This is a genomic window from Streptomyces sp. NPDC049541, from assembly GCF_044465725.1.
Classification (GTDB): Bacteria; Actinomycetota; Actinomycetes; order Streptomycetales; family Streptomycetaceae; genus Streptomyces.
In genome coordinates this window covers 273244-298988 of the sequence record NZ_JBITLY010000003.1, presented here as the reverse complement: position 1 = coordinate 298988, position 25745 = coordinate 273244, and the positions used below count along the sequence as shown (strand labels likewise).

Annotated in this window: 24 protein-coding genes, 1 tRNA gene and 2 pseudogenes; 16 read left to right on the top strand and 11 right to left on the bottom strand. The window is 68.4% G+C overall.

The window, feature by feature from the left end; translation table 11 throughout:
* Positions 1-27: 27 nt before the first annotated feature.
* Positions 28-1242, bottom strand: coding sequence for an HTTM domain-containing protein (locus ACIBW9_RS13665; protein ID WP_398954468.1), 1215 nt, complete (start codon positions 1240-1242; stop codon positions 28-30).
* Entirely contained in the window at positions 1239-2024 is a 786-nt protein-coding gene (locus tag ACIBW9_RS13660) for a DUF5819 family protein (protein ID WP_398954466.1), read from the bottom strand. Before ACIBW9_RS13660 ends, ACIBW9_RS13665 begins: the two co-directional genes overlap by 4 nt.
* Before the next feature lie 252 nt (positions 2025-2276).
* Here ACIBW9_RS13660 and paaA point away from each other — a divergent pair, with 252 nt between their 5' ends.
* The 6 genes from paaA (at position 2277) to ACIBW9_RS13630 (ending at position 7122) form a co-directional block, all read left to right on the top strand.
* Complete coding sequence (gene paaA, locus ACIBW9_RS13655; protein WP_398954463.1) at positions 2277-3299, top strand: 1,2-phenylacetyl-CoA epoxidase subunit PaaA; 1023 nt, start codon at positions 2277-2279, stop codon at positions 3297-3299.
* On the top strand, positions 3296-3583 hold the full coding sequence (paaB, locus tag ACIBW9_RS13650; RefSeq protein ID WP_057606276.1) for a 1,2-phenylacetyl-CoA epoxidase subunit PaaB: 288 nt from the start codon (positions 3296-3298) through the stop codon (positions 3581-3583). Before paaA ends, paaB begins: the two co-directional genes overlap by 4 nt.
* Positions 3580-4311 (top strand): 1,2-phenylacetyl-CoA epoxidase subunit PaaC, encoded by a 732-nt coding sequence (gene paaC, locus ACIBW9_RS13645; protein WP_398954460.1) that lies wholly within the window; start codon positions 3580-3582, stop codon positions 4309-4311. The genes paaB and paaC overlap by 4 nt, the downstream gene beginning before the upstream one ends.
* Positions 4308-4823 (top strand): 1,2-phenylacetyl-CoA epoxidase subunit PaaD, encoded by a 516-nt coding sequence (paaD, locus tag ACIBW9_RS13640; protein WP_398955218.1) that lies wholly within the window; start codon positions 4308-4310, stop codon positions 4821-4823. Before paaC ends, paaD begins: the two co-directional genes overlap by 4 nt.
* On the top strand, positions 4823-5884 hold the full coding sequence (locus ACIBW9_RS13635; RefSeq protein ID WP_398954458.1) for a 2Fe-2S iron-sulfur cluster-binding protein: 1062 nt from the start codon (positions 4823-4825) through the stop codon (positions 5882-5884). The genes paaD and ACIBW9_RS13635 overlap by 1 nt, the downstream gene beginning before the upstream one ends.
* 104 nt (positions 5885-5988) lie before the next feature.
* Positions 5989-7122 carry an acyl-CoA dehydrogenase family protein gene (locus tag ACIBW9_RS13630; RefSeq protein WP_398954456.1) on the top strand — a complete coding sequence of 378 codons (1134 nt, stop codon included), beginning with the start codon at positions 5989-5991 and terminating at the stop codon, positions 7120-7122.
* Positions 7123-7141: 19 nt separating this feature from the next.
* Here the strand turns inward: ACIBW9_RS13630 and ACIBW9_RS13625 are convergent, their stop codons facing one another.
* The 4 genes from ACIBW9_RS13625 to ACIBW9_RS13610 form a co-directional block, all read right to left on the bottom strand.
* Positions 7142-7471 (bottom strand): rhodanese-like domain-containing protein, encoded by a 330-nt coding sequence (locus ACIBW9_RS13625; protein ID WP_398955217.1) that lies wholly within the window; start codon positions 7469-7471, stop codon positions 7142-7144.
* A 74-nt stretch (positions 7472-7545) separates the two neighbouring features.
* Positions 7546-8388 carry a J domain-containing protein gene (locus ACIBW9_RS13620; RefSeq protein ID WP_398954454.1) on the bottom strand — a complete coding sequence of 281 codons (843 nt, stop codon included), beginning with the start codon at positions 8386-8388 and terminating at the stop codon, positions 7546-7548.
* A gap of 130 nt (positions 8389-8518) precedes the next feature.
* Positions 8519-9940 carry a DUF2252 domain-containing protein gene (locus ACIBW9_RS13615; RefSeq protein ID WP_398954452.1) on the bottom strand — a complete coding sequence of 474 codons (1422 nt, stop codon included), beginning with the start codon at positions 9938-9940 and terminating at the stop codon, positions 8519-8521.
* Between the two features lie 215 nt (positions 9941-10155).
* A tRNA-Leu gene (locus ACIBW9_RS13610) sits at positions 10156-10242 on the bottom strand.
* A 551-nt stretch (positions 10243-10793) separates the two neighbouring features.
* On the opposite strand from ACIBW9_RS13610, the gene ACIBW9_RS13605 reads away from it, so the two are divergent.
* From ACIBW9_RS13605 to ACIBW9_RS13560, 10 genes and pseudogenes are all read left to right on the top strand, one after another.
* Positions 10794-11645, top strand: a complete 852-nt coding sequence (locus ACIBW9_RS13605; protein WP_398954450.1) for an FhaA domain-containing protein — start codon at positions 10794-10796, stop codon at positions 11643-11645.
* Between the two features lie 10 nt (positions 11646-11655).
* On the top strand, positions 11656-12171 hold the full coding sequence (locus ACIBW9_RS13600; protein ID WP_266957641.1) for an FHA domain-containing protein: 516 nt from the start codon (positions 11656-11658) through the stop codon (positions 12169-12171).
* A 98-nt stretch (positions 12172-12269) separates the two neighbouring features.
* Positions 12270-13826: a Stp1/IreP family PP2C-type Ser/Thr phosphatase gene (locus tag ACIBW9_RS13595; protein ID WP_398955214.1), complete on the top strand. Its 1557-nt coding sequence runs from the start codon at positions 12270-12272 to the stop codon at positions 13824-13826.
* A gap of 27 nt (positions 13827-13853) precedes the next feature.
* On the top strand, positions 13854-15302 hold the full coding sequence (locus ACIBW9_RS13590) for an FtsW/RodA/SpoVE family cell cycle protein (RefSeq protein ID WP_398954447.1): 1449 nt from the start codon (positions 13854-13856) through the stop codon (positions 15300-15302).
* On the top strand, positions 15299-16789 hold the full coding sequence (locus ACIBW9_RS13585) for a penicillin-binding transpeptidase domain-containing protein (RefSeq protein WP_398954445.1): 1491 nt from the start codon (positions 15299-15301) through the stop codon (positions 16787-16789). Before ACIBW9_RS13590 ends, ACIBW9_RS13585 begins: the two co-directional genes overlap by 4 nt.
* A gap of 168 nt (positions 16790-16957) precedes the next feature.
* Positions 16958-18940 (top strand): Stk1 family PASTA domain-containing Ser/Thr kinase, encoded by a 1983-nt coding sequence (gene pknB, locus ACIBW9_RS13580; protein WP_398954443.1) that lies wholly within the window; start codon positions 16958-16960, stop codon positions 18938-18940.
* Between the two features lie 1208 nt (positions 18941-20148).
* Positions 20149-20250: pseudogene (locus ACIBW9_RS13575) on the top strand (hypothetical protein); the annotation flags it as partial.
* A 181-nt stretch (positions 20251-20431) separates the two neighbouring features.
* Positions 20432-20590, top strand: a pseudogene (locus ACIBW9_RS13570) (XRE family transcriptional regulator); the annotation flags it as partial.
* Between the two features lie 137 nt (positions 20591-20727).
* Entirely contained in the window at positions 20728-20865 is a 138-nt protein-coding gene (locus tag ACIBW9_RS13565) for a DUF397 domain-containing protein (protein ID WP_398954441.1), read from the top strand.
* 296 nt (positions 20866-21161) lie between these two features.
* Positions 21162-22184 (top strand): restriction endonuclease, encoded by a 1023-nt coding sequence (locus ACIBW9_RS13560; RefSeq protein WP_398954438.1) that lies wholly within the window; start codon positions 21162-21164, stop codon positions 22182-22184.
* Positions 22185-22278: 94 nt separating this feature from the next.
* Here ACIBW9_RS13560 and ACIBW9_RS13555 read toward each other — a convergent pair whose 3' ends face one another.
* The 5 genes from ACIBW9_RS13555 to ACIBW9_RS13535 are packed head-to-tail and all read right to left on the bottom strand — an operon-like array spanning position 22279 to position 25731.
* Positions 22279-23037 (bottom strand): class E sortase, encoded by a 759-nt coding sequence (locus ACIBW9_RS13555; RefSeq protein WP_398954436.1) that lies wholly within the window; start codon positions 23035-23037, stop codon positions 22279-22281.
* Between the two features lie 6 nt (positions 23038-23043).
* On the bottom strand, positions 23044-24192 hold the full coding sequence (locus ACIBW9_RS13550; RefSeq protein ID WP_398954434.1) for a class E sortase: 1149 nt from the start codon (positions 24190-24192) through the stop codon (positions 23044-23046).
* Positions 24189-24827, bottom strand: coding sequence for an aminodeoxychorismate/anthranilate synthase component II (locus tag ACIBW9_RS13545; RefSeq protein ID WP_030939022.1), 639 nt, complete (start codon positions 24825-24827; stop codon positions 24189-24191). The genes ACIBW9_RS13550 and ACIBW9_RS13545 overlap by 4 nt, the downstream gene beginning before the upstream one ends.
* Positions 24824-25012 carry a hypothetical protein gene (locus ACIBW9_RS13540; RefSeq protein WP_115907047.1) on the bottom strand — a complete coding sequence of 63 codons (189 nt, stop codon included), beginning with the start codon at positions 25010-25012 and terminating at the stop codon, positions 24824-24826. Before ACIBW9_RS13540 ends, ACIBW9_RS13545 begins: the two co-directional genes overlap by 4 nt.
* 26 nt (positions 25013-25038) lie before the next feature.
* Complete coding sequence (locus tag ACIBW9_RS13535) at positions 25039-25731, bottom strand: class E sortase (protein WP_398954432.1); 693 nt, start codon at positions 25729-25731, stop codon at positions 25039-25041.
* Positions 25732-25745: the final 14 nt, after the last annotated feature.

Here is a 25745-nt window from a genome sequence, read left to right as displayed (position 1 = left end):
CTCACGCCCTGCAGCACGGGCGCAGGCTCACGCCGTGGAGCTCACCTGTGTGGGCTCGGGGCTCTCCGGGGCGCGCGGCCCGGACGGCGTCGTACGGCCGGTGCGGGCGAGGACGCGGCCACGCGCGCGTGCCGCCCAGCCGCCGAGGCGGTGCAGCAGCGACGTCGGCAGGAAGACGGCGTCCGTCGCGATCATCGCCAGCGAGAAGAACGGCAGTCCGAGAAGGACGGCGATCACGGCGTGCTCGGTCATCATGGCCGCCAGCAGGACGTTCTTGACCCGCCGGTTGAACAGCGTGAACGGGAAGGCGACCTGCACGATGACCGTCCCGTACGTCACGAGCATCACCATCGTGCCGCTGGACGACAGCAGGTCGGCGAGTCCGGGCCAGGGCGAGAAGTAGTCGAGGTGGAGCGGGTAGTAGACCGCGGTGCCGTCCTGCCAGCGCGTGCCCTGGATCTTGTACCAGCCGGCCGTCGCGTAGATCAGACAGGCCTCAGTCATGATCACGAAGAGGGCGCCGTTGTGCACGATGTTGGCGACGACGTCCAGCAGGATCCTCGGCTCCCCGCTCCTCGCCAGGCGCCCGACCAGCCACCACACGGCCAGCGCGAGCCAGACGCCCCACAGGATCACAGGCACGGTCGGGTCGGCACCGTCGAACCGACCGCCGGCCGTCACCGCGATCAGCGCGACCCCGAGCACGGCCCACAGCGCCGGTCCGATCCGGTCGGAAACCTGCTCTCCACGCGCGCGTGCCCGACGCGCACGCTCTGCCCGCCGCGCGTCCAGCGACCAGACCTGGCCGCAGCGCGTGAAGACGAGGTACACGGACATCAGGTGCAGGACGTTGTCGCCGCCGTCCCCCATGAACACGCTGCGGTTCTGCAACGAGAGCACACCGATCATGAACAGCACGGACATGGTGCGGGTGCGCCAGCCGAGCAGCAGCAGGACGCTCGACAGCGCGGCGAGCACGTAGACGAACTCGAACCAGCCCCGGCCGTCCGACCACATCAGGGCCGTGAAGGCACTGTTGGACGCGATCAGCTGCTGGGCGAGGTCCCAGCTCCACGGGCTGGCGGGGCCGTACAGCTCCTCGCGATGGGGAAACTCGCGCAGCAGGAAGAGCAGCCAGGTCGTGCTGAAGCCGATGCGGATCACGGCGGACTGGTAGGGGACGAGCGCCGATTCCGTGATGCGGGCGATGGCGGAGGAGACCGAGAGGGCCAAGCGGTTCACCGGGCGCCTCCGTCGGTGTCGGCGGCCGTGACGGGCCACCAGGGCAGCACGCGGTCCATGGGTTTGTCGGAGATCTTCTCAGTGCTCCACTTCGGCGGGGTCACATTGGTGGTACGGGAACGTACCTGCACCTGATCGATGACCCCGCCGGTCCCGGCCGCGTCGTCGCGGCCGAGGCGGAGCATCACTATGCGCCGCAGATACGTCTCGGACAGGGCGCCGCGCAGCCCCACCGGACGGTTGTTGCCGTCGTGCGTGGAGACGAAGAAGTCCCAGGCCCGGCGCAGCTCGTTCTGCTGGGTGTGGCTGGGCACCAGATTGCCGTCGATGGCCTGCCCGTCCTCAGCGGACAGGTCGTACCAGCCGGTGGTCCGCACCTCGCCGTTCTTCTCCTCCACCTCGGCACGCACCTGGACCGCGATGTTCTGCTGCAGCGGGTTCGGCGCGAACAGCTTCCAGTTCTGCTCGAACTCCGGGTAGATCCAGTCGTCGATCGCCTTGCCGTGCGCCTTGGTCAGCGTGTTGGACGGCGCGACGTGCAGAAAGACCATCCCGACGTGCACACAGACGAGGACGGCGACGACGGCGAGCGTCAGCGCGGCACCGATCTGGTAGCGCAGGGACAGAGCGGCCACCCCGGTGCGGGGTTCATCGAGGACGACAGCCTCCGGTGAGGCGTCACGCCCGTCGTGGGGCGGAGCATCCGGCTCGGGCGCACCGCCCGGCCTGCCCGGCCCGTCCGGCCCCTGCCGGGCGTCCGAGCCTGTGCCGTACACGTCCATTCCGCCCCGTCTCCCGATCCGCCACCGCACTCGCAGGGGCACGCTACTCAGGCCCGCCCGCCCGGCACAGCCCCCATCGGGCCGAGCTCCCCGCGGCATACGCGAGGTCGCCCCCAGTTGTCCACAGGACAGGCGCCGCAAGTCATCCACAGCGGTTGACACCTTACGGCGCCCGTCCCACCATGGAATCGCACGAACCGAACGATCGGTCGGGAGCCGGCTCCGGACCGAGCCCAGGTCGAGGGGGACCGCATGGCGACAGCAGCCGCGCACCAGGCGTACGGCACCGCGGAAGACACCGACGGCACCGGTGCGTACGAGCGCGCCTTCGACGCCGCCGTGGCCGCCGACGAGCGCATCGAGCCGCGCGACTGGATGCCCGACGCCTATCGCGCGACGCTGGTCCGGCAGATGGCGCAGCACGCCCACTCCGAGATCATCGGCATGCAGCCGGAAGCCAACTGGATCACCCGCGCGCCCTCCCTGCGGCGCAAGGCGATCCTGATGGCCAAGGTCCAGGACGAGGCCGGACACGGGCTCTACCTGTACAGCGCCGCCGAAACCCTCGGAACCAGCCGCGACGAGCTGCTCGACAAGCTCCACTCCGGCCGCCAGAAGTACTCCTCGATCTTCAACTACCCGACGCTGACCTGGGCGGACGTCGGCGCGATCGGCTGGCTGGTGGACGGCGCCGCGATCACCAACCAGGTCCCGCTGTGCCGCTGCTCCTACGGCCCGTACGCACGCGCGATGGTCCGCATCTGCAAGGAGGAGTCCTTCCACCAGCGCCAGGGATACGAACTGCTGCTGGCCCTCGGCCGCGGCACCCCCGAGCAGCGGGAGATGGCGCAGGACGCGGTGAACCGCTGGTGGTGGCCGTCCCTGATGATGTTCGGTCCGCCCGACGACGAGTCGGCGCACTCCGCGCAGTCGATGACGTGGAAGATCAAGCGGCATTCGAACGACGAGCTCCGCCAGCGCTTCGTCGACATCTGCGTCCCCCAGGCCGAGTCCCTGGGCCTCACCCTCCCCGACCCGGACCTGAAGTGGAACGAGGAGCGGGGGCACTACGACTTCGGACCGATCGACTGGACGGAGTTCAAAGAGGTCCTCAAGGGCAACGGCCCGTGCAACGAACAGCGGCTCACCCAGCGCAGACGCGCGCACGAGGAAGGTGCATGGGTGCGGGAGTCGGCCGCCGCCTACGCGGCCAGGCACACGAGCGGGACCGGCGGGAGCAGCAAGCCGGGCGAGATGGGAGCGACGCGAGCATGACGAACACCGACTGGCCCCTGTGGGAGGTCTTCGTGCGCTCACGCCGCGGCCTCTCGCACACCCACGCCGGCAGCCTGCACGCGCCGGACGCGGAGTTCGCCCTGCGCAACGCCCGCGACCTGTACACCCGCCGCGGCGAGGGCGTCTCGATCTGGGTCGTCCCGTCGTCCGCGATCACGGCGTCCTCCCCGGACGAGAAGGACCCGTTCTTCGAGCCGGCCGCCGACAAGCCGTACCGGCACCCCACGTTCTACGAGATCCCGGAGGGGGTGAAGCACCTGTGACAGCTCCTGAGACGGCCACGGTTCCCACGGCCGCCGCCCTCGCCCTCGGCGACGACGCCCTGGTGCTCTCGCACCGCCTCGGCGAATGGGCGGGGCACGCCCCCGTCCTGGAGGAGGAGGTCGCCCTCGCCAACATCGCGCTCGACCTGCTGGGCCAGGCCCGCGTGCTGCTGTCGACGGTGGGCGACGAGGACGAACTGGCGTATCTGCGCGAAGAGCGCGCCTTCCGCAACCTCCAGCTGGTGGAACAGCCGAACGGCGACTTCGCCCACACCATCGCCCGCCAGCTCTACTTCTCCACCTACCAGCACCTGCTGTACGCCGAACTGGCCGCCGCGGACGGCCCTTTCGCAGGCCTCGCCGCAAAGGCCGTCAAGGAGGTCGCCTACCACCGCGACCACGCCGAGCAGTGGACCCTGCGGCTCGGCGACGGCACGCAGACCGGCCACGAGCGCATGCAGCGCGCGTGCACGGCCCTGTGGCGGTTCACCGGCGAGATGTTCCAGCCGGTGGACGGCCTGGACGTCGACCTGGCGGGAATGGAGACGGCCTGGCTGGAGTCCGTCCGGGCCGTGCTGCACCGCGCGACCCTGACGGTCCCCGAGGGACCGCGCGCCGGGGCGTGGTCGGCCGGCGCGGGCCGTCAGGGCGTGCACACAGAGTCCTTCGGGCGGATGCTCGCCGAGATGCAGCACCTGCACCGCAGCCACCCGGGGGCGTCATGGTGACGACGAGCACCGCCCTGGAGTCCGAACTCCTCGAGATCGCCGGTTCGGTGCCCGACCCCGAACTGCCCGTGCTCACCCTCCAGGAGCTCGGCGTCCTGCGCGCGGTGCATGTGCGCGGCACGGACGCGGTCGAGGTCGAGCTGACGCCGACCTACACCGGCTGCCCCGCCATCGAGGCGATGTCCCTGGACATAGAACGAGTCCTGCACGCGCACGGCATACGGGACGTCACCGTCCGCACGGTGCTGCGGCCCGCCTGGTCGACGGACGACATCACCGCCGAAGGCCGTCGCAAGCTGCAGGAGTTCGGGATAGCTCCCCCGCGTGTACGAGAGGCCTCCGGACCGGTCCCCGTGTCCCTCGGCCCGACCCGCACGCTGGACCCGGTGCACTGCCCGCACTGCGGCAGCACCGACACCGAGCTGCTCAGCCGCTTCTCCTCCACCGCCTGCAAGGCGCTGCGGCGCTGTCTGTCCTGCCGGGAACCCTTCGACCACTTCAAGGAGCTGTGATGGCCCGCTTCCACACGCTTCGGGTGGCGGCGGTCGACCGGCTCACCGACGACTCCGTGGCCCTCACCCTCACCGTGCCCGAGGAACTGCGCGAGGAGTACCGGCACACCCCGGGCCAGCACCTCGCCCTGCGGCGCCTGGTCGACGGCAAGGAGATACGGCGCACGTACTCGATCTGCTCCCCGGCACCTGCCCCCGACGGCGCGGGTCCCGGCACCCTGCGGGTCGGCGTGCGGCTGGTCGACGGCGGGGCCTTCTCGACGTACGCACTCAAGGAGATCAACGTCGGCGACGAGCTGGAGGTGATGACCCCCGCCGGCCGCTTCACCCTCGACCCGGCGCCCGGCCTGTACGCGGCGATCGTCGGCGGCAGCGGCATCACCCCGGTGCTGTCGATCGTCTCGACGCTGCTGGCGCGCGAGCCGGAGGCCCGGTTCTGTCTGATACGCAGCGACCGCACGGCCGCCTCGACAATGTTCCTGGACGAGGTCGCCGATCTGAAGGACCGGTATCCCGGGCGGCTGCAGCTGGTGACGGTGTTGTCCCGGGAGGAACAGCAGGCGGGGCTGCCGTCCGGACGTCTCGACCAGGAACGGCTGACGGAGCTGCTTCCGGCACTGCTGCCGGCGGAGCAGGTGGCGGGTTGGTTCCTGTGCGGGCCGTTCGGGCTGGTCCAAGGGGCCGAGCGGGCCCTGCGCGGGCTCGGTGTGACGCGCACGCGCATCCACGAGGAGATCTTCCACGTGGACGCCGCCACCCCCGCGCCGTCCGCGACCGCCCCCGCGCACAGCACGGTCACCGCCCGGCTCGACGGCCGCGGCGGGACCTGGCCCGTGCAGGACGGCGAGTCCCTGCTGGAGACGGTCCTGCGCAACCGGCCCGACGCGCCCTACGCCTGCAAGGGCGGAGTGTGCGGCACCTGCCGGGCCTTCCTGGTGACCGGCGAGGTGCACATGGACCGCAACTTCGCGCTGGAACCGGAGGAGACGGAGGCGGGATACGTGCTGGCGTGCCAGTCGCATCCGGTGACGGAGAAGGTGGAGCTGGACTTCGACCGCTGAACCCACGGCCACGGTTCCGGAGTCGGCGGACCGTTCCCTTCTTCTAGAACCTGTTCTATCTTGACGATCCGTCAGATCAGCGGACCCTCCGGAGGGACAGGACCGTGGACTTCACCTTCACCGAGGAGCAGCAGGCGGCGGCCGAGGCGGCGCGGGGGGTGTTCGCCGGGGTCGCGCCGGACGCCGTGCCCAGCCCCTCCCTCGTCCCCGGCGCCGTGGCCGACGACTTCGACCGCGCACTGTGGACCAGGCTCGCCGAGGCGGACCTGCTGAGCCTGCTGCTCGGCGCGGAGTTCGGCGGGGCGGACCTGGACGCCATCGCCCTGTGCCTGGTGCTGCGCGAGTCGGCCAAGGTGCTGGCGCGCGTTCCGCTGCTGGAGACCAGCGCGGCCGCCGCGGCCGTACAGGCGTACGGTGGCAAGGAGTTGAAGGCGGAGCTGCTCACCCGCGCCGGGCGGGGCGAAGCGGTGCTGACCGTCGCCGTGAACGGCCGCACCGGCCACGACCCGGCCGAACTCGCCGTGACCGCACGGCAGGAGGGCGACCAGTGGATCCTGGACGGAGCGCAGACCGCCGTGCCATGGGCCCACACCGCCGACTACGTCCTCGTACCCGCCCATACGACCGCCGACCGCACCCTGATCGCCGTGGTCCCCCGCATCCACCAAGGCGTCGCGCTGGGCGAGCAGATCTCCACCACCGGCGAACGGCTCGGCGAACTGCGTCTGGAATCAGCTCGGATCCCGGCCCGTGACGTCATCGACGCCGACGGCGCATGGGAGTGGCTGCGCGAACTGCTGACCTGCGGGACCTGCGCGCTGGCCCTCGGCCTCGGCGAACGCGTGCTCGCGATGACCAGTGAATACACCGGCAAGCGGGAGCAGTTCGGATACCCCGTCGCCACGTTCCAGGCCGTCGCCGTACAGGCCGCCGACCGGTACATCGACCTGCGTGCGACGGAGGCCACGCTGTGGCAGGCCGCCTGGCGGATCGCCTCCGGGGCACCCGGCGTGCTGCCCGCCTCCGGTGACGTCGCCGTCGCCAAGATCTGGGCGTCGGAGGGCGTACGGCGGGTCGTGCAGACGGCACAGCATCTGCACGGCGGGTTCGGGGCGGACGTCGAGTACCCGCTCCACCGCTACCACGCCTGGGCCAAGCACCTGGAGCTGCAGCTCGGCCCGTCGGCAGCGCACGAGGAAGCCCTCGGCGACCTGCTGGCGGCGCACCCGCTGGGCTGACCGCCCCGGCCGCCGCGAGCTACAGGACGAACCCGGGCTGCCCCTCGTCCGTCACGACCGGGCGGCCCGCGGCCGCCCACACCTGCATGCCGCCGTCGACGTTGACGGCGTCGATGCCCTGCTGCACGAGGTACATCGCAACCTGCGCCGAGCGGCCGCCGGAACGACAGATCACGTGGACGCGGCCGTCCTGCGGCGCGGCCTCGGTCAGCTCGCCGTAACGGGCGACGAAATCGCTGATGGGGATGTGCAGCGCCGCTTCGGCATGACCCGCCTGCCACTCGTCGTCCTCGCGGACGTCCAGCAGGAAGTCGCCGTCCTTGAGGTCCGAGACCTCGACCGTGGGCACACCAGCTCCGAAATGCATGCCCAAGACGCTACCCGACGGATCCGGGCAGGGAACCGGCCGCCCGAGCCGTGGGACTACCCCAGCAGCTCGGCCAGCTCCGCCTCGCGCCGGGAGACATCCGCCAGGAGCTTCTCGGCGATCTCCTCCAGGAGCCGGTCCGGATCGTCCGGTGCCAGCCGCAGCATCGCGCCGATCGCGCTCTCCTCCAGTTCCCTGGCCACCAGCGAGAGCAGTTCCTTGCGCTGGGCGAGCCATTCGAGGCGGGCGTAGAGCTCCTCGGCACGGCTGGGACCGCGTTCCTGCGGCGCCGGGCCCTTGGCCCACTCCTCGGCCAGCTCCCGCAGCAGGGTCTCGTCACCACGGGCGTAGGCGGCGTTCACCCGGGTGATGAACTCCTCGCGCCGGGCCCGCTCGGTGTCGTCCTGGGCCAGGTCGGGGTGGGCCTTGCGGGCCAGCTCGCGGTAGAGCTTGCGGGCCTCGTCGCTGGGGCGCACCCGCTGCGGGGGCCGCACGGGCTGGTCCGTGAGCATCGCCACGGCCTCCGGGAAGAGCCCCTCCCCGTCCATCCAGCCGTGGAACAGCTCCTCGACGCCGGGCATCGGCAGCACCCGGGCCCGGGCCTCGTCCGCCTTGCGACGGTCCTCGGGGTCGCCGGTGCGGGCGGCCCGGGCCTCGGCGATCTCCGCGTCCAGCTCGTCCAGGCGGGCGTACATCGGGCCGAGCTTCTGGTGATGCAGCCGGGAGAAGTTCTCGACCTCCACGCGGAAGGTCTCGACAGCGATCTCGTACTCGATCAGCGCCTGCTCGGCGGCCCGCACGGCCCGCTCCAGCCGCTCCTCGGGACGCGGCGCACCGTCCTCGGGCGTCGCCTGCGCCTCGCCGGCGACACCACCCTGCTCAGCTTCCGGGCTCGTCACCCGCCCAGCGTAGGCCACGGGCGGGGTGGACACTCCGCAGCACAGTCATCGCCTTCGGGGGCCTCCCCTCCCCCTCCCCCTCCCCTCCCCCTCCCCCTCCCTCCCCACCCCCCTTTTCCGTGCCCTCCCCTCAAACCCCCATCTCCGCCGCAACCCTCCCCGCCCGCACCGCAGCCACCAGATCGGCATGGTCGGCCTCCGTGCGGTCGGCGTAGGCGACGGCGAAGTCGGCGATCGCCTCGTCCAGTTCCTCGCTCTTGCCGCAGTACCCGGCGACCAGGCGCGGGTCGGCGCTGTGGGAGTGGGCGCGGGCCAACAGGGCGCCGGTCATGCGGCCGTAGTCGTCTATCTGGTCGGCGGCCAGCGCCGCCGGATCGACGCTGCCCTTGCGGTTGCGGAACTGCCGTACCTGGAAGGGTCGTCCCTCCACCGAGGTCCAGCCCAGCAGGATGTCGCTGACGACCTGCATGCGCTTCTGCCCGAGCACCACCCGGCGGCCCTCGTGCTCCACGTGCGACGCCTCGAAGCCCGCCGTCACCAGGTGCGGCACCAGCGCCGAGGGGCGGGCCTCCTTCACCTGGAGGACGAGCGGCTCCCCCCGGTGGTCCAGGAGCAGTACGACGTACGACCGGGTGCCGACGCTGCCCGTGCCGACGACCCGGAAGGCGACGTCGTGCACCGCATGGCGGGCCAGCAGCGGGAGCCGGTCCTCGGAGAGCGTCGTCACATACTGCTCGAGGGCGGCGGCCACCGCCGCGGCCTCCGCGTCCGGAACCCGCCGCAGCACCGGCAGCGCCTCGACGAAGCGGCGCCCGCCGTCCTCGGTCTGCTCCGTGGACTTCGCCGCGAAGCGCCCGCTCGTATTGGCCCGCGCCTTCTCGGAGACCCGCTCCAACGTGCCGAGCAGGTCGTGGGCGTCGGTGTGGGAGACGAGTTCCTCGTCCGCGATGGCGTTCCACGCGTCCAGCACCGGAAGCTTGGCGAGCAGCCGCATGGTGCGGCGGTAGGCGCCGGTCGCGTCGTAGGCCGCCTTGCGGCACTGGTCCTCGTCGGCGCCGGCCTCCCGGCCCGCGAGCACGAGCGAGGCGGCGAGCCGCTTGAGGTCCCACTCCCAGGGGCCGTGGACGGTCTCGTCGAAGTCGTTGAGGTCGATGACCAGGCCGCCGCGCGCGTCGCCGTACAGGCCGAAGTTGGCGGCATGTGCGTCGCCGCAGATCTGCGCGCGTATCCGGGTCATGGGGGTGCGCGCCAGGTCGTAGGCCATGAGACCGGCGGAGCCGCGCAGGAAGGCGAAGGGCGTGGCTGCCATCCGGCCCGCGCGTATCGGGGTGAGTTCGGGGATGCGGCCGCGGTGGGACTCCTCGACGGCGTCGGCCGCGTGCGGGCGGGAGCCGTCGAGGTCGAGCGCGGAGTGCGCGCTGCGCGGGACCCGCTTGCGCAGCGCCTTGCCCTCGTCCTTGGGCGATCCCTCCACGGGCCACTCGGCGAATCCCCGCACCCGCGGCAGCCGCCGCACGCCCGAACCCGCCGTTGCCTCTCCGCTTCCGGTCACGTCAACCGCCTCCCCCGCACGCCCATGAACATCAACTTGTGCCGACCGTACAGCCGGTGGGCGGGACGCGTCAGACCCTGTGGACAACTCCGCACCTGTGGAAAAGGCCGCCCGGGACCGGACGGGCGGGCGTGTGATTGTCCTCACCGGGTAATGCGCCTCACACTGGCCGGGACAACGCGAAAGCCCCAGGTCAAAGACCTGGGGCTTTCGGCTGGTGCGCGAGGGGGGAGTTGAACCCCCACGCCCTTGCGGGCACTGGAACCTGAATCCAGCGCGTCTGCCTATTCCGCCACCCGCGCATTGGGTGTGTCCTCCGGCTCCGGCCCTTGGGGCTGGCGCCTTCCGACACGCAGAACATTAGCACGCTGGCCGGGGTGGGTTCACATCCCTTGTCCCTGTGCGGCCGCCCACCAGCACGGACGTGCCGTCCGGCCGTCGGCCGGCCGACCCTCGTTCGTCCCGCCACGCGACCCGCGAACCACCGGCACGCCGGCGACCCGTCGGCGAAGCCCTCCGCTCCGTATCAACACGTACCGGTTCACGTATCAACCTCGTACCGGTCCTGCCCGTCTCCCCTGGAGCCGGGCAGGGTCCACAGCCAGGTGCGGGACACTGGTCTGCGGCCGCCTCTACGATCCTGGGCAGAAGGAGTGCGTGGGAGGAGTTCGAAGGGCAGCTTCGGAGGGAACCTCCGGAGGGAACTTCGTCCGGCGTCGACACCCGTCGACCGGGCCGACAGGGGGAACCAGCTGATTCACCCGCGCGTGGATACGATCAGTAAGCAGTACCAGGCAAGGCAGCGCCCGCCAGCCGGGACACTGGACGGAAGCGACATCGGAGGAGGTGCCTCATGGGAGTCCTGAAGAAGTTCGAGCAGCGTCTCGAAGGTCTGGTCAACGGCACCTTTGCCAAGGTGTTCAAGTCCGAGGTCCAGCCCGTGGAGATCGCGGGAGCGCTCCAGCGTGAGTGCGACAACAACGCGACCATCTGGAACCGCGACCGCACGGTCGTCCCCAACGACTTCATCGTGGAGCTGAGCACGCCGGACTTCGAGCGGCTCAGCCCCTACTCCGGCCAGCTCGGCGACGAGCTGGCCGGCATGGTGCGCGACTACGCCAAGCAGCAGCGCTACACGTTCATGGGACCCATCAAGGTCCACCTGGAGAAGGCGGACGACCTCGACACCGGCCTGTACCGGGTGCGCAGCCGTACGCTCGCCTCCTCCAGCAGCCAGCAGGCTCCCGGATCCGCCGTTCCGCCGCCCGGGTCCGCGGGCCGCCCCGGCGGGGGCTACGGCTACCCGCCGGCCGCCGCTCCCGCGGGCGCCCCGCCGATGCCCGTCGCGCCGCCGCCCGGCGCCGCGCCCTACGGCCAGCGTCCCGGCGTGGGCGGCCCGGTCGGCGCACCGCAGCCCGGCTCCCGCACCCGCCACTGGATCGAGATCAACGGCACCCGCCATCAGATCTCCCGCCCGACGCTGGTGCTGGGCCGCAGCACCGAGGCCGACGTGCGGATCGACGACCCCGGCGTCTCCCGCCGGCACTGCGAGATCCGGACCGGAACGCCCTCGACGATCCAGGATCTCGGGTCCACCAACGGCATCGTGGTGGACGGGCAGCACACCACCCGCGCTACGCTCCGCGACGGCTCGCGGATCGTCGTGGGCAGCACCACCATCATTTACCGGCAAGCCGAAGGGTGAAGCGGGGGCAATGTCAGAGCTGACCCTCACGGTCATGCGGCTGGGTTTCCTGGCCGTACTGTGGCTGTTCGTGATCGTGGCCGTGCAGGTCATCCGCAGCGACCTGTTCGGTACGCGCGTCACCCAGCGCGGCTCCAGGCGCGAGGCCGCACGGCCCCAGCAGGCCGCCCGCCAGCAGGCCGCGCCCCCGCCGCAGCGTCAGCAGGCCGGCGGCGGCCGCCAGCGCCGCAACGCCCCCACCAAGCTCGTCGTGTCCGAGGGCACCCTCACCGGTACGACCGTCGCGCTCCAGGGGCAGACCATCACCCTGGGCCGGGCGCACGACAGCACGATCGTGCTGGACGACGACTACGCCTCCAGCCGGCATGCCAGGATCTACCCGGACCGCGACGGCCAGTGGATCGTCGAGGACCTGGGCTCCACCAACGGCACCTACCTCGACCGGAGCCGGCTGACGACCCCCACGCCGATTCCGCTGGGCGCGCCGATCCGCATCGGCAAGACAGTCATCGAGCTGCGGAAGTAGTGCTACGTCATGAATGAGCGCGAGCGGAGCGAGCACGCAGCGGCGGCCCCCACCACGGGCTCCGGCGCGCTCCCGACCGGAGGGTGGGCACCGTGCGGATGTACCCGGAGCCGACGGGCGAGGTGCGCATGAGTCTGTCACTGCGCTTTGCCGCCGGATCGCACAAAGGCATGATCCGCGAGGGCAACGAGGACTCCGGATACGCCGGTCCGCGCCTGCTCGCGATCGCCGACGGCATGGGCGGCGCCGCCGCGGGCGAGGTCGCCTCCTCCGAGGCCATCTCCACCATCGTCGCCCTCGACGACGACGTGCCGGGCTCCGACATCCTCACCTCCCTCGGCACCGCCGTACAGCGCGCCAACGACCAGCTGCGCTCCATGGTCGAGGAGGACCCCCAGCTCGAGGGCATGGGCACCACGCTCACCGCCCTGCTGTGGACCGGCCAGCGCCTCGGTCTCGTCCACGTCGGCGACTCCCGCGCCTATCTGCTGCGCGACGGTGTCCTCACCCAGATCACCCAGGACCACACCTGGGTGCAGCGCCTCGTCGACGAGGGCCGCATCACCGAGGAAGAGGCCACCACCCACCCCCAACGGTCGCTGCTGATGCGGGCGCTCGGCAGCGGCGAGCACGTCGAGCCGGACCTGTCCATCCGTGAGGTCCGCGCCGGCGACCGCTACCTGATCTGCTCCGACGGCCTGTCCGGCGTCGTCTCCCACCAGACGCTCGAGGAGACCCTCGCCAGCTACCAGGGCCCGCAGGAGACCGTGCAGGAGCTGATCCAGCTCGCGCTGCGCGGCGGTGGCCCCGACAACATCACCGTCATCGTCGCCGACGTACTGGACCTGGACACCGGGGACACCCTCGCCGGGCAGCTCTCCGACACCCCGGTCGTGGTCGGCGCGGTCGCCGAGAACCAGAACCATCTGCACGACCCCGGCTTCATGGAGACCCCCGCGGGCCGCGCCTCCGGCCTCGGCCGCCAGGGTCACGGACACGGCGGGGGCGGCGAGTTCGGCCCGCCCGGCTCGGGCGACACCACCGGCTACATCCCCGCGGGCAGCTTCGGCGACTACACCGACGACGACTTCGTCAAACCCCGCGCGGGCCGCAAGTGGGCGAAGAGATCCTTCTACATCGTGCTGGCCCTCGCCGTCGTCGGCGGCGGCCTCTACGGCGGCTGGCGCTGGACGCAGACCCAGTACTACGTCGGCACCAAGGACGAGCACGTCGCGCTGTACCGGGGGATCAGCCAGGACCTTGCCTGGGTCTCCCTCTCCAAGGTGGAGAAGGACCACCCCGAGATCGCACTCAAGTACCTGCCTCCGTACCAGCAGAAGCAGGTCAGGTCCACGATCGCCGAAGGCAGCCTGACCGGCGCCCAGTCGAAGATCAACGAGCTTTCCGTGCAGGCCTCCGCGTGCAAGAAGGAGTCCGAGCGTCAGGCGGCCGAGAGCAAGAACAACTCGAAGACCGGCACGGGCCAGGCGGGCGGCACCACGGGAACCAGCAAGACCTCCCTCACGTCCAAGGCATCACCGAGCCCCTCGACCTCACCGACCCCGTCCACATCAGCGACCGCACCCACCCCCAGCCCCGGCCCCACTCTCTCGGAGGATGAGCAGAAGGTCGTCTCGCTGTGCGGTAAGCAGTAGGCAAGCCGTGAGAGGCCCTGTCACACGATGAGCAGTACTACCAACACACCGACGCACCATACGTCCACGATCGGCGCGATCGGCGCACCGAGCAGGCGCAACACCGAGCTCGCGCTCCTGCTGTTCGCGGTCGTCATCCCGGTCTTCGCCTACGCCAACGTGGGCCTCGCCATCAACGACAAGGTGCCCGCCGGTCTGCTCGGCTACGGCCTGGGCCTCGGTCTGCTGGCCGGCGTCGGCCATCTCGCCGTACGGAAGTTCGCCCCGTACGCGGACCCGCTGCTGCTGCCCCTGGCCACGCTCCTCAACGGACTCGGTCTCGTCGCGATCTGGCGCCTCGACCAGTCCAAGCTGCTGCAGTCCATCGGAGTCGCCGGCGGCAAGGCGACCAACCAGCTGATCTACACCGCGCTGGGCATCGCCTTGTTCGTCGTCGCGCTGATCTTCCTCAAGGACCACCGCGTCCTGCAGCGCTACACGTACATCTCCATGGCGAGCGCGCTGGTCCTGCTGCTGCTCCCGCTGGTGCCGGGCCTGGGCGCCGACCTCACCTACGGTGCCAAGATCTGGATCAAGGTCGGCAGCTTCACCATCCAGCCCGGTGAGTTCGCCAAGATCGTGCTGGCCATCTTCTTCGCCGGCTACCTGATGGTGAAGCGCGACGCGCTCGCCCTCGCCAGCCGCCGCTTCATGGGCCTGTACCTGCCGCGCGGCCGCGACCTCGGCCCGATCATCGTCGTCTGGATGATCTCGATCCTCATCCTGGTGTTCGAGACCGACCTCGGTACGTCGCTGCTGTTCTTCGGAATGTTCGTCATCATGCTGTACGTCGCCACCGAGCGGACCAGCTGGATCGTCTTCGGTCTGCTGATGTCGGCGGCCGGCGCCGTGGGCGTGGCGAGCTTCGAGCCGCACGTCCAGACCCGTGTCCAGGCCTGGCTCAACCCGATGCACGAGTACAAGCTCAGCCGTACCCCGGGCGTCACCGGAGTCCACTCCGACCAGTTGCAGCAGGCCCTGTGGGCCTTCGGCTCGGGCGGCACCCTCGGCACCGGCTGGGGCCAGGGCCACTCCGAGCTGATCCGCTTCGCCGCGAACTCCGACTTCATCCTCGCCACCTTCGGCGAGGAGCTGGGCCTGGCCGGTCTCATGGCGATCCTGCTGATCTACGGCCTGATCGTGGAGCGGGGCATCCGCACCGCCCTCGCCGCCCGCGACCCCTTCGGCAAGCTGCTCGCCGTCGGCCTGTCCGGCGCCTTCGCCCTGCAGGTCTTCGTCGTCGCAGGCGGCGTCATGGGCCTCATCCCGCTGACCGGTATGACGATGCCGTTCCTCGCGTACGGAGGTTCCTCCGTCATCGCCAACTGGGCCCTCATCGGCATCCTCATCAGAATCAGCGACACCGCCCGCCGCCCGGCGCCCGCGCCCGCCGGCAACCCCGACGCCGAGATGACCCAGGTGGTCCGCCCGTCATGAACAAGCCCCTGCGCCGGATCGCGATCTTCTGCGGCCTGCTCGTCCTCGCCCTGCTCGTCCGGGACAACTGGCTCCAGTACGTCAAGGCCGACAGCCTGAAGAACGACAAGCTGAACCGCCGTGTCACCATCGCCCGCTACTCCACCCCGCGCGGCGACATCATCGTCGACGGCGACCCCATCACCGGGTCCACCACGACCAGCACCAGCGGCCTCAACGACCTGAAGTACAAGCGCACCTACAAGAACGGCCCCATGTGGGCGCCGGTCACCGGGTTCGCCTCGCAGGCCTTCGGCGCCACCCAGCTGGAGAGCATCGACGACGGCATCCTCACCGGAACCGACGACCGGCTCTTCTTCCGCAACACCCTCGACATGATCACGGGCAAGGAGAAGGCGGGCGGCAACGTCGTCACCACCCTCAACGCCGCCGCGCAGAAGGCCGCCTACAACGGGCTGAAGTCCCAGGGCGGCAAGGGCGCCGTCGTCGCGCTCGACCCGTCCACCGGGAAGATCCTGGCGCTGGCGTCCTACCCGTCGTACGACCCCTCGTCGTTCGCCGGGAACTCCACGTCGACGGACTCCAAGAACTGGCTCGCGCTCCAGAAGTCGAACAACAAGGCCGACCCGATGCTCAACCGGGCGCTGCGCGAGACCTACCCGCCGGGCTCCACCTTCAAGGTGGTCACGGCCGCGGCCGCGCTGGAGAACGGGCTGTACACCTCCGCCGACCAGGCCACCGACTCGCCGCTGCCGTACATCATGAAGGGCACGACGACGGAGCTGAAGAACGAGGGCAACATCCCCTGCAAGAACGCCACGATGCGGGTCGCCCTCAGGGTGTCCTGCAACACCGTGTTCGGCAAGATCGGCTCCGACCTCGGCAACGACAAGATGCTCGCCGAGGCGAAGAAGTTCGGCTTCGACGCCGAGCAGTTCACGCCGGTCCGCTCCAGCGCCTCGGTGTTCTCCGACCACATGAACCCCTCGCAGACCGCGCTGTCCTCGATCGGCCAGTTCAACACCGCCGCGACCCCCCTGCAGATGGCCATGGTCGCCTCCGCGGTCGCCAACAACGGCAAGCTGATGAAGCCGTACATGGTCGACAAGCTGCAGTCGTCCAACCTCGACACCATCGCGCAGACCGACCCGCAGGAGCTCAGCCAGCCCCTGTCGGCGAAGAACGCGCAGATCCTGCAGTCGATGATGGAGACGGTCGTCAAGGACGGCACCGGTCAGAAGGCCCAGATCGGAGGCGGCGTCACCGTCGGCGGCAAGACCGGTACCGCCCAGCACGGCGTCGCCAACAGCGCGAACCCCTACGCCTGGTTCATCTCCTACGCCAAGCTGTCCGACGGCAGCTCGCCGGTCGCCGTGGCCGTCGTCGTCGAGGACGAGAACGCCAACCGTGACGACATCTCCGGTGGCGGCCTCGCCGCCCCGATCGCGAAGAGCGTGATGGAGGCGGTCATCAACTCCAAGAAGTGACCCCGCTCACGTCCCCTTCACATCGGTGCACGTTGCGATACCGGTCCTGTATCGGGTGACGCACTTAGCCAGGTCACACAAAGCTAGCCGGGTACGGTAGGCCCGGACGGCAGCCTCCGACCGCACACACGTGTGGATCGGGACCGACGGAGAGGGCTGGTAGGAGCTATGGAAGAGCCGCGTCGCCTCGGCGGCCGGTACGAACTGGGCCAGGTGCTCGGTCGTGGTGGCATGGCGGAGGTCTACCTCGCGCATGACACCCGCCTCGGGCGCCAGGTGGCGGTGAAGACACTGCGCGCGGACCTCGCACGCGACCCTTCCTTCCAGGCCCGGTTCCGCCGGGAGGCCCAGTCGGCCGCCTCGCTCAACCATCCCGCGATCGTCGCGGTCTACGACACGGGCGAGGACTACATCGACGGGGTCTCGATCCCGTACATCGTGATGGAGTACGTGGACGGCTCCACGCTCCGCGAACTCCTCCACTCCGGCCGCAAACTCCTGCCCGAGCGCGCGATGGAAATGACCATCGGCATCCTCCAGGGCCTGGAGTACGCCCACCGCAGCGGCATCGTCCACCGCGACATCAAGCCGGCCAACGTCATGCTGACGCGCAACGGCCAGGTCAAGGTCATGGACTTCGGCATCGCCCGCGCCATGGGCGACTCCGGCATGACCATGACACAGACGGCCGCCGTCATCGGCACCGCGCAGTACCTGTCACCGGAGCAGGCCAAGGGCGAGCAGGTCGACGCCCGCTCCGACCTGTACTCGACTGGCTGCCTCCTCTACGAGCTCCTGACGGTACGGCCGCCCTTCGTCGGCGACTCCCCGGTCGCCGTCGCGTACCAGCACGTACGCGAGGAAGCCCAGCCGCCCTCCGTCTTCGACCCCGAGATCACGCCCGAAATGGACGCCATCGTCCTCAGGGCCCTGGTCAAGGACCCGAACTACCGCTACCAGTCCGCCGACGAGATGCGCGCCGACATCGAGGCCTGCCTCGACGGCCAGCCCGTCGCGGCCACCGCGGCCATGGGATCCGTCGGCTACGGCGGCTACCCCGACGACCAGCCGACCACGGCCCTGCGCGCCACGGACGCCGGCGCCACGTCGATGCTGCCCCCAATGAACCCGGACGAGGGCGGCTACGGCTACGACGACCGCTCCCGCCGCCGCCAGAAGAAGTCCAACACGTCGACGATCCTGCTGGTCGTCGCGGGCATCCTCGTCCTGGTGGGCGCGATCCTGATCGGAAAGTATGCGTTCAGCGGCAACGGCGGCGTGGGCAACGACAAGGTGGACGTACCCAACCTCGTCAGCCTGAGCGAGAGCGACGCCAAGAGTCAGCTGGACAACATCGGCCTCAAGGTCGGAACGATCAAGAGGCAGCCCTGCGAGGAGCAGAGCAAGGGCAATGTCTGCTCGCAGGACCCGAATCCCAAGACGTCGGTCAACAAGAACTCCACCGTCAATCTCGTGGTGTCGACGGGCGCTCCGAAGGTGGTCGTACCGAGTGTCCTCGGCAAGACCCTCGACGAGGCCAAGCAGATCCTGGAGGGCGACAAGTACAAGTTCAACGTCAAGACGCAGACGGAAGAGTCCTCGGAGGACCCGAACACGGTCCTGAAGCAGGACCCGGAACTTGGCAAGGAAGTGGAGAAGGGCTCCACCATCACCCTCACCATCGCCAAGGCCCCCGAGACGGTCGCCGTGCCCAGCGTCGCCGGCCAGAGCTGCGACCAGGCCAAGGCCGCACTGCAGGCCGTCGGCCTCACCGGCAACTGCGTCAACGCCCCCACCACCGACGACAACCAGGTCAACAAGGTCATCTCGACCAACCCGACGATCGGCACCCAGGTCAAGAAGAACACCGCGGTGCAGATCAACATCGGCCAGAAGCAGAACAACCAGGTCCAGGTGCCGAACATCCAGGGCCACAAGCTGAAGGACGTCAAGGACGCCCTTCGGCAGGCGGGTCTCCAGGTCGGCAACATCAACGGCTCCCAGGACGACAACGCCATCGTCATCAACTCGGACCCGTCCCCGGGCAGCACGGTCGACCAGGGCACGCCGGTCAACCTGCAGACGTTCGGCGGCGGCAATGACGGCGGGAACAACGGCGGCACCAACCTCTTCGGCGGTACGACCGGCTGACGCACCCCACGAAGGACTAATTCAGGCACTTGAGCTCGCAGCTCCGGACCTTCTCAGTGACCGGAGCTGCGGTCTCCCGGCCAGAGCTCTATGGCCCGGTGTGCATTTCTGCTCCCGGCTTTCCCTATGGGCCACTGCGCCGATCGAATGCCTACGCATGGTTGTCGTTCACCTGCGATTTTGTGACAGTACACCTTGCACGAGCCGCCAGGCGGGACGTTAACCATTGCAAACCTAAAACCTGACCTCGCGGCCAGTGCCACGTTTGCCCAGCCCGCGAGACTTGCATGCCCTTGACAAGGACTAAAATCTTACGATCAAATAAGAACAACTATACGTGGTCTTTACCGCCCTAAGGGGATGCTATGGGATTTAAGGGAAGTGTAATACGCGGCCTGGCGGCAGCCTCATGTGCACTTGGCCTAGCGATTGGAGTGGCAGGATCGGCCACTGCAGCACCACGACAGTATGACGTATATGACGGCTTTGGCATCATAAATGGTTACGGGCAGTGGAACGATGATCCCTACGGTTCCATTCCGGGCGATTCTATCCGGGCATGCGACAGCCGCTCGGATGGCAAATGGATGGTGGCCACGCTTGACACCAACCGGGACGGATACAGAGACAGCGGTGACCGCACTGTCAGTACACGGGGGCTTGTAGCTGGTCAATGCACGTCCTGGAAGAGTGGCGATCTGCCGGAAGGTTCAAGCTACACTCTTTGGGTTCTAACCAAGGACAGTGACTGGTATTATGAAAGTGTCACAGTAACTGTTTACACGTAGAGCACTCGATCGCTCCCTTTGCTTCCTGTTCGCTCCTGCAGCAAGCGGCCAGAAAGTGCATAATTTTTCTCACATTCTAAGGACCTGCAGAGAATCGAGGTGTTGATTCTCTGCAGGTCCTTAGATGCTCGTATCCCCCGCAGGCCATCGGCACCTTTCCGCTATCAGGGAAGCTACCTCGCCCAATTCTGTTGAGTCGGCGAGCACGTCGATCCCTGCAGTGGCGTAGGCAGCGTCGCCGCAGGTTCCGAAGCCGACAGCGATCCGTGCGAAGGGGTCGTGTCGTTCAAGTACGCCGGGCCGACATTCTTAACTCGGCCCACACACTGACTTCCCGATACCCCCCGGCGTTCCTGCGCACCCCAGCAGTGCGTCAGTGCCTCCACCAGCAGCGGTCCGCGTCCTCCGGCCTCATCCTCAGTGGGGTTCCGTACCTCGCCTTCCAGACACAGTCTCGTCTCAGGACTGTTGCAGACCCCCGAGTCCACCCAGGCCGTGACGGTGGCATCGCAGCAATGGCAGACGGCGGACGAGATCGAGAAGTTCGTGCAGATGCGCCTGGCTCGGCAGAACGTCTGGCCGGCGACTCGCCTCTATATCTCTGGGCGGTTGTGTCGGAAGCTGTGCTGCTCCAGCAAGTCGGCGGCCAAAGGTTACGAAGGCACAGCTGCAGCATCTTGTAGCCGCTTCGGAGTGGCTCAGCGTGACTATCCAGGTGCTGCCGGTCTCCCTCGGTGCCCATGCGAGTATGTTCGGGCCGTACGTGGTGCTGGGCTTTCCCGAAGAGGGAGCGCTGCACGTGGTGTTGGCGAACAACCCAACCGGATCCACGTGGCTTGAGCGAGAAAGCGATACTGGGACTTGTTCGATGCTGCACGCACGTTGGGCTCTCTCCGGTGGAAAATCCCGCGCCGTAATCGACCGCAGGACCAAGGAGCACGGACCAGGAAACGCGCACGCCACAGCACGCGGATCTGTCGGGCGTAAGGTGGCGCAGCAGTGCGTACAGTGGCGGCAACAACGAGTGCGTGGGAGTTACGCCCGCACACAGCCATACGTGACAACAAGCACCCGACCGTTCCCGTGGTGGCCGTCAGTCGCCACGCTTGGAAAGCCCTTTTCGGGCGCCTCCGATGAAAGCCGCAGGCGACAGCACGAGGTCTGTTGTAGACCTAATAGACGTACAACTCGGTCTTCGCCTCAGGAACTGAGCTCCTCTCATGGTGGCCATCCTCACCCCCCTCAAGCTGATGTAGAAAGCGCCCCGGCCTGTTCACTCAGGTGCCGAGGCTCTTGCACGTCGTCCAAAGCTCCCTGAACATCTGATCCTCCATCGATCGTGTCTTCACATATCACGGCTCGTTGATCGGATGGGGTGGGGTGTCGCAGCTCTGCCCTGGCCGTGAGGCCACACCACGCACGAAGGGCAGAACGTGATCAACGAATCGGCGCTACTGGAGTCCAAGTCCCTGCGCGACAGCGTCCTGGAGCGCACGGACGTACTCGACAGAGTCAAGGCGCTGTCACTGCTGCCGGACGGGATGCATGTGACGACCGCGATGGTGGCGGCGTACTTCGAGGTGAGCCGCAAGGCCATCGAGTCATTGGTACTCGATCACCGAGAAGAGCTGGTAGCCAACGGCTACCGCGTTCTGACAGGTACAGAACTGACCTCCTTTAAGGAGGTCAGTGGGATTCAGTCGCGCTCTCGCTCGCTTGCGCTCTATCCACGACGAGCAGTCCTCAACGTCGCCATGCTCCTCCGCGACAGCGAAGTCGCACGTCAGGTGCGTGTGTACCTCCTGGACATGGAGTACCTGGCGCGTACGCAGCCTGTGGATAACTCCGTCCACAGGGGCGATGTCTCCCTCGACGACCGCATCGACCAACGCATCACCCACATCCTCGGCAAGACCGTCGTGCCGATGTTCAACGCCCTGATCGAAACCTCGGGTGAGCACCGCCGCGAGCTCATCGCCCTCCGCGAGGAGGTCCAGAACGTCGAACGCAAGCTGTGCTGGCACCACCAGCGGATCAGCACCCTGGAAGGAGAGTCGCCGACAGACCAGGTACGGGCCTCCATCGCAGCCATGACCTGGCAGGCGTTCGAGCGCCATGTCGCCGATCTGCTGCGCCGGGACGGTTGTACGGACGTCGTCGTTCGCCAATCACACAACGACCGGGGCATCGACATCACCGGCCGCACGGCCGATGGACGTAGCCTGGCCGTTCAGTGCAAGAACCGAGCCGGTCGCGCGCATGTCCCCAGTGCTGACATGCAGAAGTTCGCCGGTGCCGCACGAGCCGTCGACCGGGTCGATGTGGCACTGTTCGTGGCTACGTGCAACTTCAGCCGGGAAGCGCAAGCCATCGCAGACCTGAGCGGAGTCATCACCGTGAACCGCGACGAGTTGGAAGAGTGGACCGCAGGAGTGCGCCTCAAAGCCCTGCAGTAGGCGTCATCACGCAGGAGGCCCGAAGCCGCAAAGGGAAGTTGCGGCTTCGGGCCTCGGCCATGCTAGTGGGACTGAGTTGCTGCAAGTAACTCAGTCACCGCAGTTCCTTCGGCGGCGTCCGCTTACTGTCCACCTTCTCCACCCGCACCAACTCCCCCCACACCACATACCGATACCGGCTCGTATACACCGGCGTACAAGTCGTCAGCGTGATGTAGTGCCCGGCCTTCTTCTTCCCCGACTCCTTCGGGATCTGCGAGATGACCTTCACGTTGTACTTCGAGGTCTCGTCGAGGATGTCGTAGACCTTGTAGATGTACCACTTGTCCTTCGTCTCGAAGGCGATCGGGTCGCCGACCTTCAGCTTGTCGATGTTGTGGAACTTCGCGCCGTGGCCGTCCCGGTGCGCGGCCAGCGTGAAGTTGCCCTTCTTGCCCGTGGTGGGCAGCGTCGCCTTGATCGGGTCCGTGTAGTAGCCGGCCACGCCGTCGTTGAGGACCTCCGTCGACGTGCCCTTCTCGACCAGGACCTCGCCGTTCTTCATGGCGGGGACATGCAGGAAGCCGATGCCGTTCTTGGTGTCGAGCGCACCGGGCCCGGTGTCCTTGCCCTCGTGGGCCCACGTGTCGCGGACCTTCTCGCCCTGCTTGTCCGCCGCACGGTCGGCTATGACGTTCGTCCACCAGAGCGAGTAGACGACGAACAGGCCCAGCACCAGGCCCGCCGTGATGAGGAGTTCACCGAAGACGCTCACCACCGCCGCGATACGGCCCGTGCCGCGGCGGCGGGCCGGTGGCGCCGCGGGCGCGTCCGTGTCCTCTTGAGTGTCGTCGGTGGTCGCTGCCACGTTCATCTGCCTTTACTCGACGAGCGCATCCGGCTTGCCCTTGCTGCGCGGCCGTTCCTCGACCATCTTGCCCCAGACGATCAACCGGTACTTGCTGGTGAACTCCGGAGTACAGGTCGTCAGCGTGATGTACCGGCCGGGCTTGGTGAAACCCGACTGGGGCGGCACGGGACTGATCACGCTCGTATTGCTCGGAGACGTCACCGGCAGCGTCGACGTCACCTTGTAGACGAAGTACTCGTCCTGCGTCTCGACGACGACCTCGTCGCCCTTCTTCAGCTTGTTGATGTACCGGAAGGGCTCGCCGTGCGTATTGCGATGACCCGCGAGCGCGAAGTTGCCGGTCTTCGCATCGGGCATCGCCGTCTTCAGCCTGCCCTCGCTGTAGTGGCCGACCATGCCCTTGTCGAGCACCTGCTTGTTGCTGACGCCCTGGGCGATCGGCACGACCACGTCCAGCTCGGGAATGTGGAGGATCGCGAAGCCCTGGCCCGGCTCGAACTCGCCCGGCGCACGCTTGCCGCTCGCCCAGTCGTTCTGCAGGGTGCTGGTCTCCTTGTCCGCCGCCTCGTGCGCCCGCACGTTCGTCCACCACAGCTGGTAGGTGACGAACAGCAGCATCAGCACGCCGGTGGTGATGAACACCTCACCGATCGCCCGGCTCGCCACGACGCCCGGACTGGGCTTGCGGGCGCGGGCCTGCCGGCGTGCCTCCACCCGCGAGAGCGGAGCCTTGGAAGCGTCGGCGGACACCTCATCGGCGTCTTCCGCGGACTCCGCAGTCGTACGAGGGCCCCCATGACGCCCATGACGACGCTTGGCGGCCTTCCTGCGGGCCGCTCGGCCGCCCGGAGTGCTTCCAGTGGCAGGTGTGGCTGTTGAGGCCTCAGAGGGCGATATGGAACCGCTCGTCGGCGGCTCCGGTATCCGCAGAGCCACCGTCTCCTCGTCCACGGGCGGCAGATACGGCTCGGGTTGCGCCATCGGGGGCGCTGCGTACTCATCGAACGCACCGGAGGTCTGGAATCCGCCGGCCGCCTCGAACGAACCGGGCGCCTCGAACGAACCGGACGCCTCGTACCCCTCAAACGAGGCGTACCCCTCGTACGGCTCCTGCCCGTACGAGGCGGCGGACTCACGCTCGGGGCGCAGGGCGGTCACGCCGTGGCCCTGCCCACCACCGGGGCGAGCCCCGCCGACCTCGCCACGGCACCCTGGTCGCCGCACTCCACCAGCCAGTTGGCCAGCATCCGGTGACCGTGCTCGGTCAGCACCGACTCCGGGTGGAACTGCACGCCCTCGACCGGGAGTTCACGGTGCCGGAGCCCCATGATGATCCCGTCGTGCGTCCGCGCGGTCACCTCCAGCTCGGCCGGCACCGTCTCCGGCTCCGCGGCCAGCGAGTGGTAGCGCGTCGCCGTGAACGGTGAGGGCAGCCCGGCGAAGACGCCCCTGCCCTCGTGCTCGACCAGCGAGGTCTTGCCGTGCAGCAGCTCGGGCGCGCGGTCCACCACACCGCCGTACGCCACCTGCATCGACTGCATGCCCAGGCAGACCCCGAACACCGGGACACCGGTCGCCGCACAGTGCCGCACCATCTCGATGCAGACGCCCGCCTCCTCCGGCGTCCCCGGACCCGGCGACAGCAGCACACCGTCGAAACCGTCCTGGGCGTGCGCCGTCGACACCTCGTCGTTGCGCAGCACCTCGCACTCGGCACCCAGCTGGTACAGGTACTGCACCAGGTTGAAGACGAAGCTGTCGTAGTTGTCGACGACGAGAATCCGCGCACTCACTGGTTGTCCACCGTCACATCGTTGAAGGGCAGCAGCGGTTCGGCCCACGGGAAGACGTACTGGAACAGGACGTAGACCACGGCCAGGACCAGCAGGAGTGAGATCAGCGCCTTCACCCACGCGTTTCCCGGCAGATGCCGCCAGATCCAGCCGTACATGCCGTCCCTTCCGTTCCACCACGGCATCAGACTCACGCCGTACCCGCACCAGACTAACGGCGCAGCGCCTCTGGTTTCCCGGCCTCCACAGGCTGTGTGGAATCCAGGTGCGCCCACACGATCAGCCGATGGCTGTGCCCCCACTCCGGATCGCACGTGGTGAGCGTCAGATAGCGGCCCTCACGCGTGTACCCCGACTTACGTGGCACAGGATCGATCACCTCAACGTCCGTCGGAACAGTTTTGTAGGGCCCTTTGTCGATCCGATACGTGAACCAGGTGGTCCCGTCCGTCAGCACCACCGCGTCACCCGGCCTCAGCTCGGGGAAGTCCACGAACGGATCTCCGTACGTCCGCCGGTGCCCCGCAACCGCGAAGTTGCCCTCCTGCCCCAGCCGCGCGGTGTTCGCGTAGTGGCCGAGCCCCTTCTTCAGGGTGCTCACGGCGGTGTCCTCGAGCACCGGCTTGTTCCACGTGAAACCAAGCCTCGGGATGTACATGATCGCGAAGGGCTTGCCCGCGGCATACGGCGCCGGCTTCGGGGGGCCGGCCGAGGCCCCGGATGCGGCAGGGGCCGTCGGATGCGCCGTCCGCTTCGCCCACTGGTCGTGCAGGACATCGATCTGGTGGTTCATCGCACCGTCCGCCCGCATCCCCGTCCAGAACAGCACATAGACGACGAAAAGCACGATCAGGCTGCCCACGGTGATACAGAGCTCACTGACGGTCCTCACGACGACGCGCACCGGCAGCTCCCGAA

Bases quoted from the DNA above. Each gene is read 5' to 3' on its own strand.
- ACIBW9_RS13660 (WP_398954466.1), bottom strand. From the start codon at position 2,024: ATGGACGTGTACGGCACAGGCTCGGACGCCCGGCAGGGGCCGGACGGG.
- ACIBW9_RS13590 (WP_398954447.1), top strand. From the start codon at position 13,854: ATGAGCAGTACTACCAACACACCGACGCACCATACGTCCACGATCGGC.
- ACIBW9_RS13600 (WP_266957641.1), top strand. From the start codon at position 11,656: ATGTCAGAGCTGACCCTCACGGTCATGCGGCTGGGTTTCCTGGCCGTA.
- ACIBW9_RS13540 (WP_115907047.1), bottom strand. From the start codon at position 25,012: ATGCCGTGGTGGAACGGAAGGGACGGCATGTACGGCTGGATCTGGCGG.
- ACIBW9_RS13605 (WP_398954450.1), top strand. From the start codon at position 10,794: ATGGGAGTCCTGAAGAAGTTCGAGCAGCGTCTCGAAGGTCTGGTCAAC.
- ACIBW9_RS13585 (WP_398954445.1), top strand. From the start codon at position 15,299: ATGAACAAGCCCCTGCGCCGGATCGCGATCTTCTGCGGCCTGCTCGTC.
- paaB (WP_057606276.1), top strand. From the start codon at position 3,296: ATGACGAACACCGACTGGCCCCTGTGGGAGGTCTTCGTGCGCTCACGC.
- paaA (WP_398954463.1), top strand. From the start codon at position 2,277: ATGGCGACAGCAGCCGCGCACCAGGCGTACGGCACCGCGGAAGACACC.
- ACIBW9_RS13635 (WP_398954458.1), top strand. From the start codon at position 4,823: ATGGCCCGCTTCCACACGCTTCGGGTGGCGGCGGTCGACCGGCTCACC.
- ACIBW9_RS13595 (WP_398955214.1), top strand. From the start codon at position 12,270: ATGTACCCGGAGCCGACGGGCGAGGTGCGCATGAGTCTGTCACTGCGC.
- ACIBW9_RS13555 (WP_398954436.1), bottom strand. From the start codon at position 23,037: ATGAACGTGGCAGCGACCACCGACGACACTCAAGAGGACACGGACGCG.
- pknB (WP_398954443.1), top strand. From the start codon at position 16,958: ATGGAAGAGCCGCGTCGCCTCGGCGGCCGGTACGAACTGGGCCAGGTG.